Origin of the sequence: Rhodoferax sp. (assembly GCF_025354435.1) — a bacterium.
Lineage (GTDB): Bacteria > Pseudomonadota > Gammaproteobacteria > Burkholderiales > Burkholderiaceae_C > Rhodoferax_B.
In genome coordinates, this window is sequence record NZ_JANXMU010000086.1 from 1 (window position 1) to 4287 (window position 4287).

The window sequence follows — 4287 nt, forward strand, 5'->3', positions numbered from 1 at the left end:
TCCCGGAAAAAGGCCCTGAACCGGGCCTTTTTCTTTGCTTGATCCAACTGCACCACTTCAACAAAAAGCGCAATCTGCCGATAATTACGGACACGCTTCTTCCGCTCGATGAAATTTCGCCTCTTATTTGCCGCGCTCATATTGCTTCTGGCTGGGTGCGAGATACCCGGTTTGGGACCGGATCCCAGGATCGCACAACGGGACGCCGATGGAAAAGCAATAGGAGCGGCCTGCCGCCATGCCTTGCGCGGAATCGAAGACTGCTACGGGCTTAATGAGAAAGCGGCAAAGACCTCCATCTTCGAGGGATGGAAGGAGATGGACCAATACATGCGCGAGAACAAGATCGAAGGCTTAGCGCCCAAAGAGACAAAAGAAGCGAAGGTCCGCGAACCTGAGGAAGTAATCATCGAAGAGAAAAAACCGAAGGCTCCGCTCAAAGGCAAGGCCGCAGCCGAGACAACTTCGAAGCCCGATGTGACCATAACGTCACCGCGACCGGTAGAAAAAACCGCCGCCAAATCAAACGCCGACTAACTCAAAGTCGCGACCCCAGATTATTTACGGACAAGTTCTAAGTCGAACACCGCAATACTTTCGACATGGGCGGTGTGCGGAAACATGTTGACGACGCCCGCTGCGGAGCACCTGTATCCCGCCTGGTACACCAGCAGTGCGGCATCCCGCGCCAGGGTAGCCGGGTTGCAGCTGACGTAAACGATGCGTGTCGGCGGTGTCCAGCCCTGGCGCAGCGCTGGGTCCTGGTGCAAAGCGGCCAAGGCCTGCACCAGCGCAAAAGCACCTTCGCGCGGTGGGTCGATCAACCATTTGTTGGCGCTGCCGTCGGCCATCAGCACCTCGGGGGTCATCTCGAACAGGTTGCGCGCTACAAACTTCGTAGCTGCCAGCGCAGACGATTCATACGCTAGCGCCTGATTTAGCTTGTAATTCTCGCGCGAGCGGGCCACCAGGGCTTCACTGCCTTCGATGCCCAGCACCTCGCCCGCCAGAGTGGCCAGCGGCAGGGTGAAGTTGCCCAGGCCACAGAACCAGTCGATCACGCGCTCGGTCTTTTGCACTTCCAGCAAACGCAGCGCCCGCACCACCAGCACGCGGTTGATCTGCGGGTTCACCTGGGTGAAATCGGTGGGTTTGAAGGGCATGGTGATGCCGAATTCGGGCAAGGCGTAGGCCAACTGCTCGCCGCCCTCCTCCAGCAAATGGATAGTGTCCGGCCCTTTGGGCTGTAGCCACCACTGCACATTGTGCAGAGTGCCAAACGCCCGTAATTGCGCCAGATCGCCCGCGCTCAGGGCCTCCATGTGGCGCAGGACCATGGCCGTCACCGTGTCGCCGCAGGCCAGCTCGATCTGCGGCAGGGTTTCGCGCGCGTCCATGCCGCCAATCAAGGCCCGCAGTGGCAGCAGCAAGGCGCTGACGTACGGCGGCAGCACCAGGCAGACCTTCATATCGGCCACATAGCCGCTCTTGCGCTCGTGGAAGCCCACCAGCACCTCGCCTTTTTTGCGCACATAGCGCACCGACAGCCGCGCCCGGTAGCAGTAGGCCCAGGCCGGGCCCTCGATGGGACGCAAAATATTGTCGGCCTTCAGCTTGCCCAGGTGCCAGAGGTTGTCTTCCAGCACCCGTTGCTTGATGGCCACCTGCGCGCCCACATGCAAATGCTGCATCTTGCAGCCGCCGCACGCGCCTTCGTGTAAACCAAAGTGCGGGCAACCGGGCCGCACGCGCTGGGACGACTCGCGGTGGATGGCCCCCACGGTGGCCTGCTCAAAGCTGGCTTTTTTGCGGTTGATATTGGCCGTAACCACCTCGAACGGCAGCGCGCCCTTGATGAACACGACTTTGCCATCGGGTTTGTGGGCCACGCCCTGGGCTTCGATGTCGAGCGACTCGACCAGCAAGCTGTCTGCGGGGTAATTAGGCGCTGTAAGAAGCGTGGTTTCCGTGGTGTCTGTCATGCAGGTGTCCCTGGGATATCTCAAAATAATGTCACCAAGCAAAAAGCCTTCTAATTCTTGCGAACTAGAAGGCTTTTTCCATTGCGGCAGGGTGGACGGGACTTGCCCAGGCACCCGTAAGCTGTTGTTTCTACTGGCAGTTTTAAGGCTGCCGCGTTGCAGAATTGTACCGCAACAGGTGTAGCAGCCCCCATCTTGGGGGCGACCGGCAGTTACCGCAGCCGAAATCATGCTGCATGGCCGGGCCCATAAAACTCAAGAAAAAACAGCCTCCAGCGCATACGCCACCTACACAAGTTGCTATTAAATAAGGAGTAATCAGCTCTGCAGCAGCTGCAGAGTCGCCGCGAACAAAGGCGATCCGCTATCAGCCAGGGTCAGCACGATGTCGAAATGGTTGGTGCCAGGGGTCTCTACCCAGTCGCCGGGCAGGCAGCGGGCCTTCCAGGCGGCCAGAAAGTCGGTGGACTGGCGTTTGAACTCGGTACTCTCATACTCGCCGCAGCAGACCAGAATTTTGCCCGCCTGCGGGGACCCTGCCGGTGGAATGGCGAAACGCGGGCTGTTGCGCATGGCGCAGGCTTCGTCCATCTGCATCCAGGTATTGGGCAGCAGCACCGTCAGCGGCTGCAGGTCGAACAGGCCGCTGAGCAGCACGGCACCCTTCACCACCTTTTTCGGCACCTGGTAGTCGGCGTGCCAGGCCCCCGTGACCAGCATGCCCGCCAGATGGCCACCCGCCGAACTGCCCGATACATGGATGCGCTGCGGGTCACCGCCGTAACGCGCAATGTGGTGGAACACCCAGGCGGTGGCCTTGCGCACCTGGTCCACGATGTGGTCTAGCGAGGCGGCGGGCATCAGGTCGTAATCCACCACCACCACGGTGACACCGGCCGCATGCAGCGCGGGTACCACGCAGGCCGAATCTTCCTTGGTCAGGGCGCGCCAGTAGCCCCCGTGGATGAAGACGAAGACCGGGGCGTTGGCCACCTTGGCCGGGTAAATGTCCAGCAGCTCGGTGGGGCTGTCGCCGTACGGCTGATCGGCTACGCGCTGGGGCCAGGCCAGCACCGGCGCGCTCTGGGCACGGTATTGCGCCAGCACCAGGCCCACGTCCTGGACAGACAAACGGGCGTTGTACTGGCGGTCGTAATAGGTCTGCACGTCAGCAGGAATAGAGGTCATGGTGTCTCAATCGGGTTGGGCTACAAAAGCATCGGCAAAAAAGGCGGTGGGGCGCATGCCGCACTGTACGGCGAAGTCGCACCGGGCCGCATCGACCATGGGCGGTGCGCCGCAGGCATAGACCTCGTGGCCCGACAGATCCGGGTGGTCCTTTATCACGGCCTAGTGCACAAAGCCGGTACGGCCGGTCCAGCCATCGGCTGCCGTGGCATCGGACAGCACCGGCACATAGTGCAATCGGCCTGCCAGCGCCTGCTGCCACTGTTCGCACAGGGTGTGCAGGTACAGATCCTGGCGCGTGCGGCCGCCCCAGTAAAGGTGGAGGCGGCGCTGGCTGCCCGTGGCCATCAGCTGCTCCACCAGTGCCTTGATGGGCGCAAAACCGGTGCCACTGGCCAGCAGAATCGCCGGTGCATCGCTGGGCGTGTGCATGCCAAAGGTGCCGAAGGGGCCTTCGATGCGCAGCACGTCACGGGCTTTGAGCTTGCCGAACACCTGGTCGGTGAACAAGCCGCCGGGCAGGTGGCGGATGTGCAGCTCCAGCGTGTCGGCACCGGGCGGCGTGGCCAGCGAGTAGCTGCGCCGCCGGTTGCCTGGCAGCAGCACGTTGACGTACTGGCCGCAGGCATAGTGCAGATGCTGGCCTGCAGGCGGCTGCAGCTGCATGAGCACCACATCAGAGGCCAGCCGGTCCATCGCGGCCACGCGCACCGGCAGCTTGCGCACCTCGATGCCGGGAATATGCGGAATCTCGGCACATTCCACCTGCACAGCGCTGGTGGCACTGGTGCAGCACAGCAAGCGCAAGCCTTGCGCGGCCTCGTCCAGGCTGAGCGCAGGGGCATCGGGCAGCAACATCTGGGTGTCGCCGCTGGCAACGCGGGATTTGCACGCCCCACAGGTACCGGTTTTGCATTGGTGCGACAACAGCAGGCCCGCGCGGGCCGCCGCATCCAGCAGGCTTTCGCCCTCCTGGGCGTTAAGGCAATGCTGAACAAGGCCATTCAAAATGGCTCTTCCGGGGTACTGATAACAAGAATGCGCCGAATCCGGCCAAAACGAGTCGTTTTCTAACCCCTTGGGGCTAGGTTCGCGGGCCTTTGGGCCCACTTTGCGC

At 61.8% G+C, this 4287-nt stretch carries 3 protein-coding genes and 1 pseudogene; 1 reads left to right on the forward strand and 3 read right to left on the reverse strand.

Going from position 1 to position 4287, the window contains the following annotated elements; translation table 11 throughout:
* Positions 1–108 precede the first annotated feature (108 nt).
* Positions 109–537 carry a hypothetical protein gene (locus Q0T48_RS21475; RefSeq protein ID WP_295960975.1) on the forward strand — a complete coding sequence of 143 codons (429 nt, stop codon included), beginning with the start codon at positions 109–111 and terminating at the stop codon, positions 535–537.
* A 20-nt stretch (positions 538–557) separates the two neighbouring features.
* On the opposite strand, the gene rlmD is transcribed toward Q0T48_RS21475, so the two are convergent.
* From rlmD to Q0T48_RS21490, 3 genes and pseudogenes are all read right to left on the reverse strand, one after another.
* On the reverse strand, positions 558–1982 hold the full coding sequence (rlmD, locus tag Q0T48_RS21480; protein WP_295960978.1) for a 23S rRNA (uracil(1939)-C(5))-methyltransferase RlmD: 1425 nt from the start codon (positions 1980–1982) through the stop codon (positions 558–560).
* A gap of 318 nt (positions 1983–2300) precedes the next feature.
* A complete protein-coding gene (locus tag Q0T48_RS21485; protein WP_295960982.1) occupies positions 2301–3170 on the reverse strand; it encodes an alpha/beta hydrolase in 870 nt (289 codons plus the stop codon).
* A 6-nt stretch (positions 3171–3176) separates the two neighbouring features.
* Positions 3177–4181, reverse strand: a pseudogene (locus tag Q0T48_RS21490) (CDP-6-deoxy-delta-3,4-glucoseen reductase).
* Positions 4182–4287 lie beyond the last annotated feature (106 nt).

What these genes read in the sequence shown, in the direction of transcription:
- Q0T48_RS21475 (WP_295960975.1), top strand. Translation starts at nt 109, where the DNA reads ATGAAATTTCGCCTCTTATTTGCCGCGCTCATATTGCTTCTGGCTGGG.
- rlmD (WP_295960978.1), bottom strand. Translation starts at nt 1,982, where the DNA reads ATGACAGACACCACGGAAACCACGCTTCTTACAGCGCCTAATTACCCC.
- Q0T48_RS21485 (WP_295960982.1), bottom strand. Translation starts at nt 3,170, where the DNA reads ATGACCTCTATTCCTGCTGACGTGCAGACCTATTACGACCGCCAGTAC.